Origin of the sequence: Stenotrophomonas sp. PAMC25021, from assembly GCF_004795795.1 — a bacterium.
Lineage (GTDB): Bacteria > Pseudomonadota > Gammaproteobacteria > Xanthomonadales > Xanthomonadaceae > Stenotrophomonas > Stenotrophomonas muris.
In genome coordinates, this window is sequence record NZ_CP039255.1 from 4128244 (window position 1) to 4146690 (window position 18447).

The window sequence follows — 18447 nt, forward strand, 5'->3', positions numbered from 1 at the left end:
AGCCTCAGTGCCGACCAACGGTCGGCACCCACCAGGGCAGGCCGGGCAGTAGAAGCCGCTCGGCAGTAGATCCACGCCATGCGTGGATGCGGTGCCACGAACGAACCCTAAAGCTCCAGTACCCGCCGGTAGCCCAGCGGTCCACGCCCGTCACGCAGGCCCAGCCGCAGTTCCAGCCCGGTGGCCGGCAGCACCTCGCCCTCGCTCGGCAGCATCGCCCAGCCGGCCCCGGGCTGCCAGGCGCGCACCTCGAACCGCTGCACATCCTTTGCCACTGCAATGCCTTCCGAAGGAACCGGCGCGGGCAGGGGATAGCGGTCCGTCGCCGTACCGCTGGCGCGCCATAGCGTGTTGCCTTGCCGCCACCAGCGCACCCGCTGCCAGCGCAGCCCATCACTGTCGACGCTGCGGGTGATCTCCAGCGCAAAGCTTCCATCCGGATGCCGTTCGCTCACCAGTGAAGGGGGTAGCAGGCGCTGAGGCTGATCCGCCGGGCGCACCGCGCCGTTCATCAGCGCATCGTCGGCACGCATCTCGATATCGCGCTGGAACTGCTGCAGCACGCGCAGTGCCGTCGTGGTCTCGGCATCGGCCCGGCGCAGGCGCTGGTCGCTGCTGGCCACGCTGTCGAGCGCTCGCCAGCAGATCAGCGCCAGCACGCCCATGATGGTGATCGCGATCATCACCTCGATAAGGGTGAAGCCTGCTGCGGTATGCTTCATTGCGCCGCGGTCCACGGCAGCTGCATCCGCGCCAGCGACTGCCGCGGTGCATCTTCGGCAGCCACGCTGAGTTCCAGTTGCGGCTGTCCGTCACTCCCCGTGCCGATATGCTGCAGCACCAGGAAACTGCTTCGCCCCTGCACGCAGCGCAGTCGTGCATCCTGCGGCGGCTGCCCGGCCAGGCGCAGCTCCTGCCAGCGGTCCTGCGCGCACAGCAGCGCCAGGCGACGGTCGCGCAGGCGTGACTGATCGTCGGTGGCCACCGCGACCGAGCGCATGACCGCAGCCAGCGCAATCGAAACGATCGCCAGTGCGATCAGCACTTCGATCAAGGTGAATCCGCGCATGTTCCGCTTCACTGCACGACCTGCAACTGTCCGCTGCCATCGTCACGAAGACGCAGCTGGCGGCCCTGCAACGACAACGTCAGTTCCCATGCCACGCCGATCCACTCCGGGCTCAGTTCAACCGGGGTGGCCGGCTGCACCACGATGCCGGCCGTTTGCCATGACTGTGGGCGCAGCAGGTCGTCGCGTTGCACGTCCACCCAGCGGGTGCCTTCGCGCCTGCTGAACCGGTAGCCGGCGGCGTCGGCCTGCCAGCGCAGGGGGCGGCCATCGATGCGGGCCTCGTCGCGCGCCACCTGCAGGCGCTGCGCCAGTCGTTCGGCCTCCTGCCGCAGCTGGCGCGCGGGGTCGAGCAGGCTGCCCAGGCCCAGGCCGATGCCCGCCGTGCAGATGCCGATGATCACCAGCACCACCATCAGTTCCAGCAGGGTGAAACCACGCGGCACGTGCTGCATCGACGTTGCCTCCTGTCCAGGTCGATGCCTGCCAGCGTAGGCCCGCATGATGAAACAAAAGCGTCAGCGGCGGCTGCTAGCGTGGGCGGACACGAACGTGGCGATGGTGCGGAACATGGATGGCAGGCGCTGGGATCGCAATCGGATGTTGACCCTGCTGGCGGCCACCCTGCTGCTGGCGGTGGTGGCCTATTGGAGCGTCACCCTGTCTGCGGTGGCGCCTGCGGCGGCGGCCAGCGAAGCGCATGCCGATGCGCCGGCGCGGCCGCTGTTCGATGCGGTGGCCAGTCTGCCGCTGGTGCGGCTGCTGTCGCCCGGTGCGGTGCAGACCGAGGTGGTCGTGCTGGGTGTGATGGCGGGTGACCACGCGCCCCTGGCCCTGTTGTCGGTGGATGGACGCCCGCCGGAGGCTTACGCGCCCGGCCAGCGGCTGGGGCCCTGTACGGTGCTGGCCAGCATCAGCGCCAACGCGGTGGAACTGAACCAGGCTGGGCAATCGCGCAGCCTGCCGGTGCCCGCGCTGCCACCGGTGCCGAACGATGGCATCGTGCCGGCCGCTCCGCAGGGCGGCGCTCGGTAGAGCCGAGCCCGCGCTCGGCTGCCTCTGCATGGCCGTTGAAAGGTGTGCAGGCGCAGCCGGGCGTGGGCTCGGCTCTGCAGATGCATGGGTTCATCGCGCCGGACGCTGCGGTACCACGGACCGCCCGAAGGCATCGCCCATGCGTTGCCGCGTGCCTTCCAGGTTGTACTGCATCAGCTGGTTGCCGGGCTGCCGCATCAGGCGTTCGGCATCCGGCAGCGCCGCTGACTTCGCCGATTTCGGCGCCGGCGCCAGCCTGCGTTGCAGGCATTCCCACGCCGGGATGCGCTCGCCGTTGACCTGTACTTCGATGCACGGCGCAGCACCGTCCTGCTTCTTCGCCTCTCCGGCCCAGGCCGATGGCAACGCCAGCAACAAGGCAAGGGCGAGGGCAGGGCGAAGGCCCGTCTTCAATGGCTCACTCATCTCGAATCTCCTGCAACAACCGACGCTCTGCAATGAAGACGTGTGGCGAGGGCAGTCTACGCCGGCGAGTGCTCTGGCGCTATCACAAGATGACAGTGCTGTCACAAAACTGGTGGCGGTTTTGACGCGACGTGCACGTCCTGTTGGTAGACCCACGCGCCGCTCCCTGGCCACTCCCTCCGATACGACGCGATGCCTTCGATGACTCCTGTTCCGTGCCGAGCCGTCCGCTTTCCGTTGCGCCTGCATCCGCTGGTGCTGGCGCTGGCCGCGATGCCGCTGCCATTGTTCGCGCAGGAGGCAGCGCCTGCGCCCAGCGTGAACATCAATGAATACATCGTGCGCGGCAACACCGTGCTCGATCCGCGTCAGATCGAACGGGCGGTAGAGCCGTTCCTCGGCCCGGGCAGGACCCTGGCCGATGTCGAGAAGGCGCGCGATGCGGTCCACGCGCTGTACCAGCAGGCGGGCTACCAGTCGGTCTACGTCGAACTCCCCGAGCAGCAGGTCAGTGGCGGCGTGGTGCTGCTGAAGGTGCAGCAGACGCCGATCGGCCAGCTGCGCGTGGTCGGCACCCGCCACGAATCGCCCGACCGCATACGCGATCGCGTACCGGCACTGGCCGAGGGCAAGGTGCCGGACTTCGACCAGGCCCAGAAGGAACTGACCGCACTGAACGAAGGCGGGCGTCGCCAGGTGATGCCGCTGGTGCGCGAAGGCCAGGTGCCGGGCACGATGGATGTGGACCTGCAGGTCGAGGAGAAGTCGCCGTGGCGTGCCAGCGCGTCACTCAACAACGACCACAGTGCCGACACCGAGAAGCTGCGCCTGAGTGCGTCGCTGGCCTACGACAACCTGTGGAAGCGCGGGCACAGCGCCAACATCGGCGTGTACCTGGCGCCGGAAGATACAAAGCAGGCCAAGGTGTTCTCGGCCTCGTACACGATGCCGTTCGAAGGCACGCCGTGGAGCCTGGAAGCCTCCGGCTACAGATCCGACAGCCGCGTGTTGAATGCAGGCGGGCAGGTCGGTACCGGCACCGGCACCAACGTGATCGGCAACGGCCATTCGATCGGCCTCAAGCTCAACTACCGCCTTGCCGGCAGCAGCCAGTGGTGGCGCCAGCTCAGTCTCGGTGTGGATTTCAAGGACACCGAGGAAGACACGCAGATGGGCAAGGACAGCCTGAAGACACCGTTGAAGTATGCGCCGATCACCCTGGCCTTCGTCGGCGTGCGCCAAGGCGAGCAGGATCAGCTGAGCATCAACACCCAGCTGGTGGCCGGTACCCGCCGCCTGTTCGGTTACGGCAGCGACGCCACCGCGTTCGGGCAGAAGCGCTACTGGGCTGATCCGAGCTTCGTGGCCGTCAAGGCCGACGTGGCCAACACCCACACCTTCAGCAATGACTGGCAGTGGTATGCGCGTGGCTCGCTGCAGGTAACCGATGCGCCACTGGTGTCGGCCGAGCAGTTCGCTGCTGGCGGCATGTACACCGTGCGTGGCTACCTGTCGGCCGAGGCGATCGGCGACTACGGCGGCCTGGCCAGCCTGGAATGGCGCACCCCGGCGTGGTCGCTGTGGAGCGGCACCGATCTGCGTGTCTACAGCTTCGCCGACGCGGCCTACCTGCGCCTGCGCCGGCCGCTGCCCGAGCAGCGTGACAAGTACAACCTGGCCTCGGTCGGCCTGGGCACGCAGCTGCGCCTGGGTGAACACCTGCAACTGCGCCTGGACTACGCCTGGCCTTATGCCGATGGCCCGGTCACGCGCAAGGACGACCCGCGCCTGCATTTCAACATCAGCACCAGCTACTGACCCTTCCCTTGAACATGCGTTCTCCGGAGACCCTTCGCATGGACCGTTTGCTTTCCCGAGTATTGCTGCTGCTGGCCGCGCTGGTTGCGTTGCCGGCGGCTGCGGCCGATGCCAATTGGTGGCAGGCCGAATGGAAATACCGCAAGCCGATCACCGTCGACGCCGGCCCGCAGGGCGCGGGCCTGGCCGGTGACCCGGGCCGCACGCCACTGCTGCTGCGGCTGCATACCGGCAACTTCGGCTTCGACGGCACCCAGGATGCGGGCAACGACCTTCGCTTCGTCTCGGGTGATGGCCGTACCGTGCTGGCCCACCAGATCGAGCAGTTCGATCCCACGCTGGGCCTGGCCCTGGTCTGGGTGGACCTGCCGGCGGTCAGTGCCGCCGCGCCGCAGACCATCTGGATGTACTACGGCAATGAAAAAGCCCCGGCCAGCGGCAACGGCCAGCAGGTGTTCGATCCGGACTACACGCTGGTCTACCACTTTGCCGAGGCCAATGCGCCGGCACGCGACACCACCGCCTATGGCAACAATGCCGGTGCGGTGGTGCCGCCGTCGGAAGGCGCGGTGATCGGCCGCGGCGTGCAGCTGGGCGCCGGCCCGCTGCCGCTGCCGGCCAGCGCGTCGCTGGCGCAGGAAGCGGGCGCGCCGCTCACCGTTTCGGCCTGGATCAAGCCGGGCAGCAACAATGCGGCTCAAGCCATCTACGCCCGCCGTGATGGTGCTTCCGAACTGGTGCTGGGTATCGAGAACCGCGTGCCGTTCGTGCAGCTCAATGGCCAGCGCAGCACGCCGGCGCAACCGATTCCGGAAGGGCAGTGGGCGCATGTTGCACTGACGGCAGAGAAGGGCGCGTTGCAGCTGTACCTCAATGGGCGCGTAGCTGCCCAGCTGAGCGGGGCGCTGCCGGCGCTGGCCACCGCGCCGGTGGTCGGCGCCGATGCGCCGGGCGCGGCGCAGCCGCTGGCCAACTTCGAAGGTGCCCTGGACGAGTTGCGCATTTCGCGGGTGGCACGCCCGGCCGCGCTGCTGCTGGCCGACGCCACCGCTCAGGGCGCCGACTCGCGCCTGGTCAGCTACGGCGCCGACGAGCAGTCCGCCGGGCAGAGCCACTTCGCCTTCATCCTCAAGGCGATGCCGTTCGATGCCTGGGTGGTGGTCGCCATCCTCGGCCTGATGATGCTGCTGTCGTGGGCGATCATGATCGCCAAGAGCCGCCACTTCGGCCGTACCAGCAAGGCCAATGCGGTGTTCACCGAGAGCTTCGGCAAGCTGTCCGGCGTACCGCTGCGCACCCTGTCCGACATGGACCGCCAGGGCAAGGCGCCGACCGCCATGCACGATGGCTCGTTGTGGCGCATCTACCAGGTGGCCATCGATGAAATGCAGCAACGCCACCAGCGCGATGGCAACAGCGGCTACCTCAGTGGTGCCACCATCGCGGCGATCCGCGCCTCGATGGATGCGGTGATGGTGCGCGAGCAGGAAGCGATGGCGCGGCGCATGAACTGGCTGTCGACCACCATCGAAGGCGCGCCCTACGTGGGCCTGTTCGGCACCGTGATCGGCATCATGCTGGTGTTCGTGGTTGCGGCAATGGCCGGCGCGGTGGACATCAACTCGGTGGCACCGGGCATGGCCGCGGCGTTGCTGTGTACCGCCGCCGGCCTCGGCGTCGCGATCCCGGCGCTGTTCGGCTACAACTACCTGGGCGCGCGTGCCGAAGCGATCAGTGCGGACATGGCGGTGTTCATCGACGAATTCGCCGCGCGCCTGGCCGAAGAGCAGGACGGGCGCGGCCCGGCCGCGGTCCAGGGCTGAGGGGCGCGCCATGGGCCAGAAGGCGAAGTTCGGCATCAAGAAGCGCGAGAAGGGCATCAACGTGACGCCCTTCGTCGATGTGCTGCTGGTGGTGCTGGTGATCTTCATCCTGACCAGCAACGCTTCCATCCCCGGCATCGAGGTCAACCTGCCGAAGGCCAGCAACAGCGTTGCGCTGGAGAAGCCGAAGACCAAGGCGATCACCATCGACCCCAGCGGCCAGGTGTTCCTGGATGCCTACCCGGTGACGATGGCCGAGCTGGAAGACCGGTTGCGTACCGAGCGCGCGACCACGCCGGACTTCCCGGTGATCGTGCGCGGTGACGCGCAGGTGCAGTACGCCCGCGTGGTGGAGGTGCTGGACCTCCTGCGGCGCCTGGAGCTCGCCCAGGTCGGCCTGGTCACCGGCAAGGCGCAGGGCTGAGGCATGACGGCCCATCAACCCCCTCGGCCGGAGCCCGGCATGCGCGGTCGCCAGCTGCTGGTGACTGTCGCGCTGGTGCTGGCCGCGTTGCTGGTGCTCGGCATCGCCGTGTGGTGGATGCTGTTCAAGGACACCGCCAGCACCCGTCGGCCGGTGGTGCAGCCGCCGATGCTGGCGCTGCCGCCAGCGCCTCCGCCACCCCCGCCGCCGCCGGAAAAGCCGCCGGAGCCGGAAACGCCGCCGGAGGAGACGATGCCCGAACCGGAGCCGCTGGAGCAGCCGACGCCGGCTGAAGAGCCGGTACCGACTCCGGACAATGCCGATCCGGTGACGATGAACGCCGATGCGCAGGCCGGCGGTGACAACTTCGGCATCCAGTCCGGCAGTGGTGGCGGTTCGTCCGGCGTCGGTCGCGGCGGTGCCGGCAATGCCACCTATGGGCGCTACCTCGGCTACCTGATGCAGCAGGCGATCTCGCGCGACGACAGGGTCAAGCGCCTGGCGTTCCAGCTGCAGGTGAATGTGTGGCTGGCCAGCGATGGCCGCCTGGAAAAGGTCGAGCTGGTGCGTGGCAGTGGCAACGAGGAGGCCGACGCGGCCGTGCTCGATGCACTGCGTCGCATCGGCAAGGTCGACCAGGCACCCCCACCGTCGCTTGATTTCCCCGCCCGCGTCCTGATCCAGGGCCGCCGGCCCGGGGCCTGATTCCCGACCTCCGTGATTTCCCTTCTTTCGATGAGAACCGTGATGAACGACCACGTCCGCGCACGAACCGATTCCCGCCGCCCGCGGCCGGCCCGACGGGCGCTGCTGTGCTGCGCCGTGCTGCTCAGCCTGGCCGCCCCGGCCGGTGCGATGGCCGCCGAAACGACCATGGTCAAGCTGATCAAGGGCCTTATCGCCAGCGGCGCACTGAAACCAGAAGACGGCCAGGCATTGCTGGTGCAGGCCGAGGCCGAAGCGGCGGCCGCCCAGCGCAGCGCAGCCACCGCGACCTCGGCCGCCAGTGGCGGTGTCGCCCTGGAGGCCGGCGACGTGCGCGTGCCCTACGTGCCGCAGAGCGTGCGCGACGGCATCCGTGACGAAGTACGCCAGGACGTAATGGCGCAGGCCAGGTCCGAGGGCTGGGCGGCACCGAACGAAGTGGCTGAGTGGACCAAGCGCATCAAGGTCACCGGTGACATGCGCGTGCGCAGCGAATCGCGCTTCTTCTCCGAACGCAACAGCGATATCGTGAGCAACTGGTCGTCGATCAATTCCGGCAACGGCTTCGACACCAACACCAACACCAACCTGCAGCTGCCACCACTGCTGAACACCCGCCAGGACCGCCGCAACCTGTGGCGCATCCGCGCCCGCCTGGGCATCGAGGCGACCATCGGCCAGCACACCACGGCCGGTGTGCGCCTGGCCAGCGGCAGCAGCAATGGCCCGGTGTCGACCACCGAGCAGCTGGGTGGCGGCCTGAGCAAGAAGGATGTATGGCTGGACCAGGCATGGCTGGCCTACAGCCCGGCCGACTGGGTGACGGTGCGCGGCGGCCGCTTCGGCAATCCGTTCTGGACCAGCGACACGCTGTTCTCCAACGACCTCAACTTCGATGGCCTGGCCGCCAACCTGAAGTACGACTTCGACGGCGGCGACCTCGGCCTGTTCGGCAACCTGGCGGTGGTACCGCTGGAATACACCTCCGACAGCGCGCCCAGCCAGAGCCGGGTCAAGACCCCGAACGAGAACAAGTGGCTGTCCGGGGCGCAGGTGGGCGTGAACTGGCGCTTCAATGACGACAACGCGCTGCGCGCGGCACTGGGCTACTACGACTTCAAGAACATCAGCGGCCGCCTGTCCTCGCCGTGCGCGCTGTATGCGGGCGCGGTGGGCTGCGACACCGACTGGTCGCGTCCGGCGTTCATGCAGAAGGGCAACACCCTGATGCTGATCCGCGACATCGCGCGCAATCCGCTGGATCCGGCCAATACGCCCACCCCGCAGTATGTCGGCCTGGCCTCGGCATTCCGCCTGGCCACGCTGAACCTGCGCTGGGATACGCAGCTGGCCCAGGACGTCGGCCTGCGCCTTGAAGGCGACTACATCCGCAACCTGGCCTACGACAAGCAGGCGATGTTCAGTCGCGCCAACAACGGCATCGTCAACAACTACGGTGCCGGTGGTGCCGCCAGCATCGACACCTTCCGCAGCGGCGACACGGCATGGATGCTGCAGGCCACCTTCGGTGCCACCGAGCTGAAGGAGAAGGGCCAGTGGCAGGCGCTGCTGGGCTACAAGCACATCGAGGCCGATGCGCTGCCGGATGCCTACAACGATCCGAACTTCCACCTCGGCGGCACCAACGCCCGCGGCTACTACGTGGGCGGTGCCTACGCGCTGGATGCGCGCAGCTGGATCAGCGGCAAGTGGATGGCGGCCAAGGAAGTGTCCGGTGCGCCGCTGTCGATCGACGTGTTCCAGCTGGAGTTCAATACCGGCTTCTGAGTGACGGCGTGATGCGGATCACGTAGTGCGTGGCGGGGGCGCAGCGATGCGCCCGTCTAGGGAAAGGAGACCACGCGTTGTTCAAAAGGAGGAGTGGATGAGCCGTCGCAAGCTGTTCGAGAGTCCCGAACCGTCCAGCCAGATGCTGGGTGTTGGACCGGCCTATGTTTCCGTGGAGGGCCTGCGCCAGCACCTGGCCGAGTTCCTGCTGTACGCGGGCCGGCCGGTGGTGATCATGCGCGGGCGCAGCGAAGTGGGCTACTTCCTGCCGGCGCGCTGCTGGCGCCAGCGTGACGATGATCCGCTGGCGGCCGCGGCCGCCGACCAGCTGCTGGATGCCGCCGGGTTCCAGGCCGAAGACATCCAGCAGGTGGAGCAGGAATTCAACGCGATGCGCCAGCGCACGGTGCTGCATTCACGGCGCTGAGCCCTCTGTTACGCCGCCGCCCCACGCTCACTGGTGATGCGTGCACCTTCGCGCATCACCAGGGTCACCGGGGTCTTTTCCACCACCTCCAGCAATCGCTGCCACTGCGCATCGCTCAGCTCGGCACTGGCATGCAGCACGCGGTGCACGTGGAGGCGCCCGTCCTCATCACGTTCCGAGCGCAGCTCGGCATGGAACTCGCCCAGGTCCCAGCCCTTGCGCTGCGCGTACATGCGCAGGGTGATGGCGGTGCACGCCGCCAGCGAGGCCAGGTACAGGTCGAACGGCGCGAAGCCCTTGCCCTGGCCGCCCAACGAGGCGGGCTCGTCCGCATCCACATCGACGCTGCCATTGCTGATGTGGTGCAGGTAATTGTCGGCGGTCGAAACAATGCGTGCGTAGGCCATCACATTCTCCATCTATCCATGGCGTCGAGCCACGCTCGATTAAACACACTGTAGCGTCGAGCCATGCTCGACGGCTCCCCAAAGGCGGCGCCAGCCAGGACCGGCGCCGCCACCCGGTTACTCGGTACGATCGTACGAGAACTGGATGCCCGCCGTACCGCCGGTTTCAATGAAGAGGTTCATGAAGGCCGGCACCGTTTCCGAACGGGCCCAGTCGCGCTGCAGCTCGCAGAACAGCTGCGGCACGCTGATCAGCTGGCCGCCGGCCTGTTCGATGCGGCGCAGCGCGGCATCGTGCGCGGCCAGCGAGGTGCCGCCGACGGCGTCGACCACCACATACACCTCATAGCCTTCCTTCAACGCATCCAAGGCCGGGAAGGTCAGGCAGGCCTCGGTCCACAGCGCGGTCATGATCAGCTTGCGGCGGCCGGTGGCTTCCACCGCCCTGCGGAACTGGACGTCTTCCCAGGAATTGATGGTGGTGCGGTCGTAGGTCGGATAGTCACCCAGCACCTGGCGCAGCTGCGGAATCGGCGGCTTGTTCAGGCCGGTCTTGACGTTCACCGTCGAATGCACGATCGGCAGGCCATAAGCCACTGCGGCTTTGGCAGTGCCGACGATGTTGTTGACCAGCAACTGGCGGTCCATCGAAGCAATGGAGTTCACCTGCACCGGCTGGTAGTCGATGATGATGAACGCGGAGTTCTGCGGGGTCAGCAGATGATCGCTGGCCGGGTCGCGGATCGGTTCACTGGACATGATGGGTCTCCGGTTGAGAGGCGTGCCGACAGCGGGCCGGCACCCCGGGCGTAGGTCAGCTGCGCTGCGAATCCAGCGGCTCGTGGTTCTTCTGCACGTCCTGCGCCTTCAGGTAGCTTTCGATCAGCAGCTGGTAGTTCGGGAAGATCTTCGTGTAGACCTCGGCCCATTGCTGGGCATCGTCGCGGTTCCAGCTGCGCTGGATCTCCGAGGCCACCGCGGCGGTGTCCATCGGCACCACGCCGGCCTGCACCACCCGGGCCAGGGTGATCTCCTCGGCCATCTTCGAATAGGTGCCCGAGGCATCGATGACCGCGAACACCTGATAGCCATCGGCAACGGCGGCAATGGACGGGAAGGCCATGCACACGCTGGTGATGGTGCCGGCAATGATCAGCTGCCTGCGGCCGGTGGCCTTCACTGCGGCAACGAATTCCGGGTTGTCCCAGGCGTTGATCTCGCCCTTGCGCGCCACGTACCGGGCATGCGGGGCTGCGTCGTGGATCTCCGGGATCAGCGGGCCGTTCGGGCCCTGCGGAACAGAGGCAGTGGTGATCACCGGCATCTTTGCAAGCGTGGCCATCCTGGCCAGCGCGGTGGCGTGGGCGCGCACGCGGGTGAACGGCATGTCACCGATGGTCTGGAACAGGCCGCTCTGATGGTCGATCAGCAGCATCGCGGCGTTGTCCGGATCGATCACCGGGCGGGCACCGTTGAAGTTGGCGGGGGTACTCATGGTCAGTCTCCTGGAAAAAGCGGGCGATGGCCCGGAGGGTGCGGCGGGCCATCGCCCGCCGCTTGAAACGATCAGTGCGCGATCTGGCCGAAGCGGCCGCTGTTGAAATCGTTGACCGCCTGCGCGATCTCGGCCTGGCTGTTCATCACGAACGGGCCATAGCCCACCACCGGCTCGTCGATCGGCTCACCGCTGAGCAGCAGTACGGTGGCGTCGCTGTCGGCGTCGACGAACACGTCCTCGCCGCTGCGGTCGAAGGTGACCAGCTGCGCTTCGCCGACCGGCTGGCCGCCGTTGATCCGCACCGTGCCCTTCAGCACCACTAGCGCCAGCGTGCGGCCCTCGGCCACCGGCAGGTCGGTGTGGTGGCCCTGCTGCAGGCGGATGTCCCAGACATCCATCGGCGTGTGGGTGCGCGCCGGGCCGGCATGACCGTGGAAGCGGCCGGCGATGACCCGCACGCGGCCGGCGCCATCGGGCAGATCCACCGAGGGAATCTCTGCGTCGAGCAGGGTCTGGTAGCCCGGTGCGCCCATCTTGTCGCGCGCCGGCAGGTTCACCCACAGCTGGACCATGTCCAGCGTGCCGCCGCGCCTGCTGAATTCCGGCGTGTGGAATTCCTCGTGGAGGATGCCGGAGGCAGCCGTCATCCACTGCACGTCACCCGGGCCGATGGTGCCGCCGGCCCCGGTCGAATCGCGGTGTGCGACCTCACCCTCGTAGACGATGGTGACGGTCTCGAATCCGCGATGCGGATGCTGGCCGACGCCACGCGGCGTATTGCTGGGGGCGAAGGTGTACGGGCCGGCGTAATCCAGCAGCAGGAACGGGCTGAGGTGCTGGCCGTGGGTGTTGTAGGAAAACATCGAGCGGGCGGGGAATCCGTCGCCCACCCAGTGCGGGCGGGGGGCGCTGTAGGTACCGGTGACACGCTTCATGGCGATCTCCTGGCCGGGGCTGCCGGCCGCTGTTCTTCGTTGCGAAGACGATATCGCCGTGACAATAAGGCCGGTAGACGCCAGTATTTGCCGTCATAGTCCTATCTGGTGAACAATGTCTGCAGGCCGTGGCCGCAGGAGATCGCCCCGTGTTCATCGCAGATATCCGCCGTTGTGACCTCAACGACCTGTTCTACTTCGCCATGGTGGTCGAGCATGGCGGCTTCTCGCAGGCCGGCCGGGCGCTGGCGATGCCGAAGTCGAAACTGAGCCGGCGCATCGCGCTGCTGGAGGAACGGTTGGGCGTGCGCCTGATCCAGCGTTCGACCCGGCGTTTCTCGGTCACCGAGATCGGCCAGGACTACTACCGCCACTGCAAGGCCATGCTGGTCGAAGCCGAAGCGGCCGAGGAAGCCATTGCGATGTCACGTGCCGAGCCGCGCGGCACAATCCGCCTGGCGTGCCCGATCGCGATCCTGCACGCGCGCATTGGCACGATGCTGGCCGATTTCCTGGCCCTGCACCCGCAGGTGACGGTGCAGCTGGACGCCACCAACCGGCGCGTCGATGTGGTGGGCGAGGGTGTGGACGTGGCGATCCGCGTGCGGCCGCCGCCGCTGGAGGACAGTGACCTGGTGGTACGCGTGCTGGCGCGCCGGGTCTGGTGCACCAGTGCCAGCCCGGCGCTGCTGCAGCGGCTGGGCACGCCGCAGGTGCCGGCCGACCTGGCGATGATGCCGACCGTGGATCTGGCATCGCCCAGCCAGCAGCATGCCTGGGAATACACCGGGCCGGGCGATGTGCTGGCCAGCGTGCACCATCGCCCGCGGCTGGTCAGCGATGACATGATCGCGTTGCGCACCGCCGCGGTGGCCGGGGTGGGCCTGCTGATGCTGCCGCGGATGATGATCAGCGACGAGCTGGCCAGTGGCGCGCTGGTGCCGGTACTGCCGGAGTGGGTGCCCAAGCACGGCATCGTGCACGCGGTGTTCCCGTCGCGACGCGGCCTGTTGCCTGCGGTGCGTGCGCTGATCGACTACCTCGCCGAACGCTTCGAGGCGCTGGAGGAACCGTAGATCCTCCATCCACGCCATGCGTCGATGATGCTTTCGTGGCGCGGCTTGCCGCCTGCGGCCCCGCAGCCCACAATCCACGTCCGGACCGTCGCCATCACGCCCATCATTCCCCGGTCCGGCCTTGGCACCTATGTCTCCCAATGCCCTGGCGCTGGTCGAGCTGCTGATCCGCGAGCGCCGTGCGTTGTCCCGCTTCGTCGCGCGCTACCTCGACCCGGCCAGCACCGAGGACACCCTGCAGAACCTCTACCTGAAGGCCAGCAGCGTGCCCGGTGATCCACCGATCCTGGAGCCGCGCGGTTATCTGTACCGGATGGCCTACCACCACGCGCTCAACCGCAGCCAGGCCGACGCCCGCGAGCGGCGCGCGATGGCCGAGTACGCCACCGGCATGGCCGAGGCAGGCCACGACGGCGAGGCGCAGGCGCTGGACCAGGCGCAGCTGCGCGAGATCACCCAGACCATCCTGGCCCTGCCGGCCCAGGTACGCGAGTGCTTCGTGCTCAACCGCTACCTGGGCCTGAGCGAACGCGAGATTGCCGCGCGCCTGGGGATCTCCAAGAGCCTGGTCGGCAAGCATGTGCTGCGCGCAGCGCTGCTGATCCAGCAACAGCAGCGGGGAATGGGCCGATGAGCGGCGATTGCCGTGGGCAGATCGTGCCCGCCGTTGTCACAACAGGAAAGCGCACCCATTCGCGGTGCGGCAGGCCACAACCATGACCACGTCCGAACCCTCGCCGCGTCAGGCCAGGCAGGCGTTGCGCTGGGTGATACGGTGCAGTGCAGGCCCGTTGCCGGAACGCCAGCAACGCACCCTGCAGCGCTGGCTGCAGTCCGATCCGCGCCATGCGCTGGCCTGGCGCCAGCAGCAGGCCTTCTGGCAGCGGTTGGACGCTGCTGGGCCCGAGGTGCTGGCCGCGCTGCCCGAGCTGACCGCCGACCGCCAGGGGCTGCGGCCGATCGCACCGCGCCGTCGCCTGCCGTGGCTGCTGGCATCGGCTGCGGCCGTGGTGCTGATGGTCGCGGCCGCTCCGCATGCGTTGCTGCTGGCGCGCAGTGATGTGCGCAGCAGCGATGCGCCACGAGTGGTGCAGCTGGCCGATGGCAGCACGGCGGTACTCGATGCCGGCACCGCGCTGGCACTTTCGTTCGATGACCGGCAGCGCCACCTGCGCCTGCTGCGCGGCCAGGCCTGGTTCCAGGTAGCGCACGAGGCTCGCCCGTTCCAGGTCGAGGCAGCGGGCGGCCTGGTCCGTGACATCGGCACTGCCTTCAGCGTGTCGATGCTGGATACCACGGTCACCACCCAGGTCAGCGCGGGTGTGGTCGATGTGCGCCCGGGCGATGGCAGCGTGCAGCGCCTGCATGCCGGACAGGCACGCGCGTTCCGTGACGGGCACTGGCTGCAGCCGGCGCAGCTGGAAGATCCGGAGAGCATGGCGCCGTGGCGTCGCGGTGAGGTGGTCATCGACGATCTGCCCGCTGCGCAGGCCATCACCGACCTGGCGCGCTACCGTCGTGCCCCGGTCTGGGTACTGGGCGGGCAGGGCGCACGCATACGGGTCAGTGGCCTGTTCCACCTGCAGCAACCGGACACGGCCATCGTCGCCGTGGCCGCGCAGGCGGGACTGCGCGTGCAGCGCTTGCCCGGTGGTGCATTGCTGCTGTGGTGAAGCACCCGCGGAACATGGACGAACCGGTCGCATGAAAAAAACATGAAAAAACCGTGGGCAGTCGTCGCAGCCCGCTGTCTATAGAGGTATAGCCAGAGCGAAACAGCGTTTCTTCTCAAGCCAGACACACCACCGGGCACCGGACGTGTCCGTGGTCCCGCCCCGCTTGAGGAGTTCCTGTCCATGCCGTCCACGGCATCCGCCTGTCATCGTCGCGCCACCGCTCTGGCCCTGGCTGTTTCCACCGCATTGCTGCAATTGGCCTGGGTGCCGGCCGGGCAGGCGCAACCGGCGGTCGTCGCGCCGCTGCGCCAGTACGCCATTCCGGAACAGCCCCTGGCCGACGCCGTGCGTGCCTTTGGCCGCCAGGCCGATGTGCAGGTGGTGTTCCGCAGTGACCTGGTGGAAGGCCGTCGCTCCAGCGCGGTGAGCGGCGAGTACAGCCAGATGCAGGCCCTGCAGCTGCTGCTGCGTGGCAGCGGCGTGCGCGCGCAGCGTGGCATGGACGGCACCTGGAGCCTGCGTACCGCAGCGGAGACGGGTGAAGGGGAAGGGGTGCGGGTGACCGAGACACTGGACGTGGCCGGTCGCCTGCAGTCGGAAGGGGGCGAGGCCCGCGATCGGCGCGGCTACGATGATGTGTTCGCGCTGGACATGGCCACGGCGTATTCGGGGCGCGACCGGGTGGAGCGCTACCGCGGCTCCAATCCGGCCGACGTGGTCAAGGATCTGGTCGGTGTGTTCAGCGGCGATGCGCGCAACAGTGGCGCGCTGGACATCAACATCCGCGGCATCCAGGGGCCGGGGCGGGTGCCGGTCAGCATCGACGGCGGCGAGCAGGCACTTACGGTCTGGCGCGGCTACAACGGCGTCAGCAACCGCAACTACATCGATCCCAACCTGATAGGTGGCATCCAGGTCATCAAGGGGCCGGGGCTGGTGCGCGATGTGCACAGCGGGATCGGTGGCGCGCTGGTGATCAAGACCATCGACGTCGATGACATCGTGGAAGCGGGTGAGCGCTTCGGCGGGGAGCTGAAGATCGAAGGCAGCAGCAATGCGGTGGCACCACGCCTGCCGCGGCTGCATACCGGCGAGGACTACCGCACGGTGCCCGGGTTCCCGCAGGGCTCGCCCTCGGCACCGTATGCCGACAGCACGCTGCTGGTGCCGGTGAAGTCGCGCGGTTCGGAAGCCAATGTGTTCGCCGGCGAGGACCAGGCCTGGCGGCTGGCGCTGGGCCTGCGCGGCGAACACGTGGACCTGATGGCCGCGTATGCCTGGCGCAAGCGCGGCAACTACTTCTCCGGCACCCAGGGCACGGCGTACTACGACCAGGACCCGCGCGAGCAGTTCGAGTACAAGGGCCTGGACTACATCACCACGCTGGCGCGCTACTTCAAGCCCGGCGACGAGGTGCCCAACACCTCCAGCGAGCAGGAATCGTGGCTGCTGAAGGCGACCTGGCAGATCAACGATGACCAGCAGCTGCGCGCCACCTGGCGGCGTACGCTCTCCCACTACGGCGAGATCATGCCCTCGCGCATCCTGTCCGCGCCCGACTACGGTCGCATCCAGTGGCCGCTCAGCCGCGTCGATGCAGATGCCTGGAACCTGGAATACCACTGGCAGCCTGCCGGCAGCCGCTGGCTGGATCTGCGTGCCAACCTGTGGCGCACCGAAACCACCAGCGATACCTACACCGCTGGCGGCTTCCCCAATTTTGCCAGCAACCCCGACTGGAACCCCGGCAGCAGCCCGATCCTGCGCAATACCGCGCTGGCCAATGCCCGCAACGACCGCACCGGCCTGACCCTGAGCAACCGCTTCGCGTTGCATTCCACCCTGGACCTGACGGTGGGCGGCAACTGGCAGTTCGAGAAACTGCGCTCGGCGGACCCGTACTTTGGCGTCAGCGATGGCTGGCGCATGTACCCGCGCGCCGGGCGCCGCCAGGAAGGCGAGGGCTATCTGGTGCTGGACTGGCGGCCGGTGGATTTCCTCTCCCTGAGCGCCGGCGTGCGCTACGCGCGCTATTGGGCCTTCGATGATTTCCTGCAGGAACACCCGGAACTGATGACCACCTCTGTGTTCCCCAAGGAGGCCCGCTACCGGGTCAACGAACTGCCTGAGCGCCCGGCCAGCCTGCAGGGCGAGATCGACGCCATCGAGGCGCAGCGCGCGTTCTGGGACAGCATCGGCATGGGCTTCATCGTTGATGATCTGCTCAAGGGCCTGCTCAGCAGGTATGAGACGCCGGTTGCGGTGGACCACAGCATTCCGTGGCTGCCGGATGCGGACGGCAACTACAGCCGTGCCAGCAACCCGTGCCTGAATGGTCAGGTGGCGGCCATTCCCGGGCTGTTGCCGGTGCAGGGCGCGCAGATCCTGTGCAGCATCCAGAACGGGCGGCCGCAGACGGTGGCCGGGCGCAACGAGCGCAGGCGCGACCATGCCTGGCTGCCGACCTTCTCGGCCACCGCGCATTTCTCGCCCAATGCGCGCGCCTATGCGCGTTACAGCGAGGCGGTGCGTTTCCCCAGCATGTTCGAGAGCACCATCGCGTTCTCCAGCAGCCTGAACCCGCTGTACCCGCTCAAGCCCGAGCACGCCTACAACTACGAAGTGGGCTATGTGCACAACCTGTCCGCACTGTTCGGCAACACCGCCGATGCCGACGTGAAGCTGGCCTACTACGTGCACAAGACCCGCAACGTAATCGAGCGCGACGGCAATTTCCTGTTCGACAACCTGGACAAGCAGCGCATCCGCGGCCTGGAGTTGCAGGCGCGGTTCGACAACCGGCGCTTCTTCACCGACCTGGGCATCACCCGTACGCTGGAAAACAAGGTCTGCGACGAAAGCATGGCGGTGCAGCTCGATGCGCTGGCCGGCAAGGTGCCCAACTGCGTGCAGGACGGCTTCGTCAGTGGCTACCTGCTGACCCAGGCCATTCCCCGGTTGTCGGTGAACGTGTCGCTGGGCACCCGGCTGTTCGATGAGCGCCTGGAGCTGGGCAGCCGCATCGTGCATTACCGGCGCCACCAGAACCCGGACCTGCAGGCCTACCGTGATCGCCTGTACGCCGGCAGCGGTGGCCTGATCTGGCAGAACGTGCCGTTCACCTGGGGAAACATCACCACCGTCGATGCCTACGCGCGCTGGCGCTTCAATGACCACACCAGCGTCGAGCTGGTCGGCACCAACCTCGGCAACCGCTACTACGTCGACCCGGCCACGCGCTCCACGCTGCCGGCGCCGGGGCGCACGCTGAAGCTCGGTGTCACTGCGCGCTTCTGATGACCTGCCTCGTTGTTGTACCCGTTGTTCCCTCAACCCAAGG

At 67.6% G+C, this 18447-nt stretch carries 19 protein-coding genes; 11 read left to right on the top strand and 8 right to left on the bottom strand.

Annotated features, from left to right (window positions below; all coding sequences use genetic code 11):
• Positions 1 to 107: 107 nt before the first annotated feature.
• From E5790_RS19080 to gspH, 3 genes are read right to left on the bottom strand one after another with little or no spacing between them, the layout of a single operon-like run.
• Positions 108 to 722 carry a prepilin-type N-terminal cleavage/methylation domain-containing protein gene (locus tag E5790_RS19080; protein ID WP_111206998.1) on the bottom strand — a complete coding sequence of 205 codons (615 nt, stop codon included), beginning with the start codon at positions 720 to 722 and terminating at the stop codon, positions 108 to 110.
• Positions 719 to 1069, bottom strand: a complete 351-nt coding sequence (gene gspI / locus E5790_RS19085) for a type II secretion system minor pseudopilin GspI (RefSeq protein WP_153643303.1) — start codon at positions 1067 to 1069, stop codon at positions 719 to 721. The genes E5790_RS19080 and gspI overlap by 4 nt, the downstream gene beginning before the upstream one ends.
• 8 nt (positions 1070 to 1077) lie before the next feature.
• On the bottom strand, positions 1078 to 1524 hold the full coding sequence (gene gspH, locus E5790_RS19090) for a type II secretion system minor pseudopilin GspH (RefSeq protein ID WP_111206999.1): 447 nt from the start codon (positions 1522 to 1524) through the stop codon (positions 1078 to 1080).
• Between the two features lie 103 nt (positions 1525 to 1627).
• Here gspH and E5790_RS19095 point away from each other — a divergent pair, with 103 nt between their 5' ends.
• Entirely contained in the window at positions 1628 to 2104 is a 477-nt protein-coding gene (locus E5790_RS19095; RefSeq protein WP_014647359.1) for a general secretion pathway protein, read from the top strand.
• A 90-nt stretch (positions 2105 to 2194) separates the two neighbouring features.
• Here the strand turns inward: E5790_RS19095 and E5790_RS19100 are convergent, their stop codons facing one another.
• Positions 2195 to 2530, bottom strand: coding sequence for a hypothetical protein (locus tag E5790_RS19100; protein ID WP_111207000.1), 336 nt, complete (start codon positions 2528 to 2530; stop codon positions 2195 to 2197).
• A gap of 201 nt (positions 2531 to 2731) precedes the next feature.
• On the opposite strand from E5790_RS19100, the gene E5790_RS19105 reads away from it, so the two are divergent.
• The 6 genes from E5790_RS19105 (at position 2732) to E5790_RS19130 (ending at position 9515) form a co-directional block, all read left to right on the top strand.
• Positions 2732 to 4348: a ShlB/FhaC/HecB family hemolysin secretion/activation protein gene (locus E5790_RS19105; RefSeq protein ID WP_111207001.1), complete on the top strand. Its 1617-nt coding sequence runs from the start codon at positions 2732 to 2734 to the stop codon at positions 4346 to 4348.
• 38 nt (positions 4349 to 4386) lie between these two features.
• On the top strand, positions 4387 to 6171 hold the full coding sequence (locus tag E5790_RS19110) for a MotA/TolQ/ExbB proton channel family protein (RefSeq protein ID WP_111207002.1): 1785 nt from the start codon (positions 4387 to 4389) through the stop codon (positions 6169 to 6171).
• Between the two features lie 10 nt (positions 6172 to 6181).
• A complete protein-coding gene (locus E5790_RS19115) occupies positions 6182 to 6595 on the top strand; it encodes a biopolymer transporter ExbD (protein ID WP_005409874.1) in 414 nt (137 codons plus the stop codon).
• 39 nt (positions 6596 to 6634) lie between these two features.
• A complete protein-coding gene (locus tag E5790_RS19120; protein WP_136191784.1) occupies positions 6635 to 7300 on the top strand; it encodes a cell envelope integrity protein TolA in 666 nt (221 codons plus the stop codon).
• A 42-nt stretch (positions 7301 to 7342) separates the two neighbouring features.
• Positions 7343 to 9088: a putative porin gene (locus tag E5790_RS19125; protein ID WP_111207007.1), complete on the top strand. Its 1746-nt coding sequence runs from the start codon at positions 7343 to 7345 to the stop codon at positions 9086 to 9088.
• 97 nt (positions 9089 to 9185) lie between these two features.
• Complete coding sequence (locus E5790_RS19130; RefSeq protein ID WP_005409871.1) at positions 9186 to 9515, top strand: hypothetical protein; 330 nt, start codon at positions 9186 to 9188, stop codon at positions 9513 to 9515.
• Between the two features lie 8 nt (positions 9516 to 9523).
• On the opposite strand, the gene E5790_RS19135 is transcribed toward E5790_RS19130, so the two are convergent.
• The 4 genes from E5790_RS19135 to E5790_RS19150 all read right to left on the bottom strand — a co-directional run bounded on the left by E5790_RS19135 (position 9524) and on the right by E5790_RS19150 (position 12355).
• On the bottom strand, positions 9524 to 9922 hold the full coding sequence (locus E5790_RS19135; protein WP_014647353.1) for an OsmC family protein: 399 nt from the start codon (positions 9920 to 9922) through the stop codon (positions 9524 to 9526).
• Positions 9923 to 10039: 117 nt separating this feature from the next.
• Positions 10040 to 10681 carry a hydrolase gene (locus E5790_RS19140; protein WP_032962577.1) on the bottom strand — a complete coding sequence of 214 codons (642 nt, stop codon included), beginning with the start codon at positions 10679 to 10681 and terminating at the stop codon, positions 10040 to 10042.
• 55 nt (positions 10682 to 10736) lie between these two features.
• Positions 10737 to 11417, bottom strand: coding sequence for a hydrolase (locus E5790_RS19145; protein WP_014647352.1), 681 nt, complete (start codon positions 11415 to 11417; stop codon positions 10737 to 10739).
• Between the two features lie 71 nt (positions 11418 to 11488).
• Complete coding sequence (locus E5790_RS19150; RefSeq protein ID WP_014647351.1) at positions 11489 to 12355, bottom strand: pirin family protein; 867 nt, start codon at positions 12353 to 12355, stop codon at positions 11489 to 11491.
• A gap of 149 nt (positions 12356 to 12504) precedes the next feature.
• Here E5790_RS19150 and E5790_RS19155 point away from each other — a divergent pair, with 149 nt between their 5' ends.
• The 4 genes from E5790_RS19155 (at position 12505) to E5790_RS19170 (ending at position 18404) form a co-directional block, all read left to right on the top strand.
• Positions 12505 to 13431, top strand: coding sequence for a LysR family transcriptional regulator (locus E5790_RS19155; protein WP_111206324.1), 927 nt, complete (start codon positions 12505 to 12507; stop codon positions 13429 to 13431).
• A gap of 130 nt (positions 13432 to 13561) precedes the next feature.
• Positions 13562 to 14065, top strand: coding sequence for an RNA polymerase sigma factor (locus tag E5790_RS19160; RefSeq protein WP_014647349.1), 504 nt, complete (start codon positions 13562 to 13564; stop codon positions 14063 to 14065).
• A gap of 82 nt (positions 14066 to 14147) precedes the next feature.
• Positions 14148 to 15104 carry a FecR domain-containing protein gene (locus E5790_RS19165; RefSeq protein WP_049439509.1) on the top strand — a complete coding sequence of 319 codons (957 nt, stop codon included), beginning with the start codon at positions 14148 to 14150 and terminating at the stop codon, positions 15102 to 15104.
• Between the two features lie 183 nt (positions 15105 to 15287).
• Complete coding sequence (locus E5790_RS19170) at positions 15288 to 18404, top strand: TonB-dependent receptor (protein WP_049439511.1); 3117 nt, start codon at positions 15288 to 15290, stop codon at positions 18402 to 18404.
• Positions 18405 to 18447 lie beyond the last annotated feature (43 nt).

Excerpts from the sequence above, each read along its gene's own strand:
- E5790_RS19080 (WP_111206998.1), bottom strand. The coding sequence starts at position 722 with ATGAAGCATACCGCAGCAGGCTTCACCCTTATCGAGGTGATGATCGCG.
- gspI (WP_153643303.1), bottom strand. The coding sequence starts at position 1,069 with ATGCGCGGATTCACCTTGATCGAAGTGCTGATCGCACTGGCGATCGTT.
- gspH (WP_111206999.1), bottom strand. The coding sequence starts at position 1,524 with ATGCAGCACGTGCCGCGTGGTTTCACCCTGCTGGAACTGATGGTGGTG.
- E5790_RS19095 (WP_014647359.1), top strand. The coding sequence starts at position 1,628 with ATGGTGCGGAACATGGATGGCAGGCGCTGGGATCGCAATCGGATGTTG.
- E5790_RS19100 (WP_111207000.1), bottom strand. The coding sequence starts at position 2,530 with ATGAGTGAGCCATTGAAGACGGGCCTTCGCCCTGCCCTCGCCCTTGCC.
- E5790_RS19105 (WP_111207001.1), top strand. The coding sequence starts at position 2,732 with ATGACTCCTGTTCCGTGCCGAGCCGTCCGCTTTCCGTTGCGCCTGCAT.
- E5790_RS19110 (WP_111207002.1), top strand. The coding sequence starts at position 4,387 with ATGGACCGTTTGCTTTCCCGAGTATTGCTGCTGCTGGCCGCGCTGGTT.
- E5790_RS19115 (WP_005409874.1), top strand. The coding sequence starts at position 6,182 with ATGGGCCAGAAGGCGAAGTTCGGCATCAAGAAGCGCGAGAAGGGCATC.
- E5790_RS19120 (WP_136191784.1), top strand. The coding sequence starts at position 6,635 with ATGCGCGGTCGCCAGCTGCTGGTGACTGTCGCGCTGGTGCTGGCCGCG.
- E5790_RS19125 (WP_111207007.1), top strand. The coding sequence starts at position 7,343 with ATGAACGACCACGTCCGCGCACGAACCGATTCCCGCCGCCCGCGGCCG.
- E5790_RS19130 (WP_005409871.1), top strand. The coding sequence starts at position 9,186 with ATGAGCCGTCGCAAGCTGTTCGAGAGTCCCGAACCGTCCAGCCAGATG.
- E5790_RS19135 (WP_014647353.1), bottom strand. The coding sequence starts at position 9,922 with ATGGCCTACGCACGCATTGTTTCGACCGCCGACAATTACCTGCACCAC.
- E5790_RS19140 (WP_032962577.1), bottom strand. The coding sequence starts at position 10,681 with ATGTCCAGTGAACCGATCCGCGACCCGGCCAGCGATCATCTGCTGACC.
- E5790_RS19145 (WP_014647352.1), bottom strand. The coding sequence starts at position 11,417 with ATGAGTACCCCCGCCAACTTCAACGGTGCCCGCCCGGTGATCGATCCG.
- E5790_RS19150 (WP_014647351.1), bottom strand. The coding sequence starts at position 12,355 with ATGAAGCGTGTCACCGGTACCTACAGCGCCCCCCGCCCGCACTGGGTG.
- E5790_RS19160 (WP_014647349.1), top strand. The coding sequence starts at position 13,562 with ATGTCTCCCAATGCCCTGGCGCTGGTCGAGCTGCTGATCCGCGAGCGC.
- E5790_RS19165 (WP_049439509.1), top strand. The coding sequence starts at position 14,148 with ATGACCACGTCCGAACCCTCGCCGCGTCAGGCCAGGCAGGCGTTGCGC.
- E5790_RS19170 (WP_049439511.1), top strand. The coding sequence starts at position 15,288 with ATGCCGTCCACGGCATCCGCCTGTCATCGTCGCGCCACCGCTCTGGCC.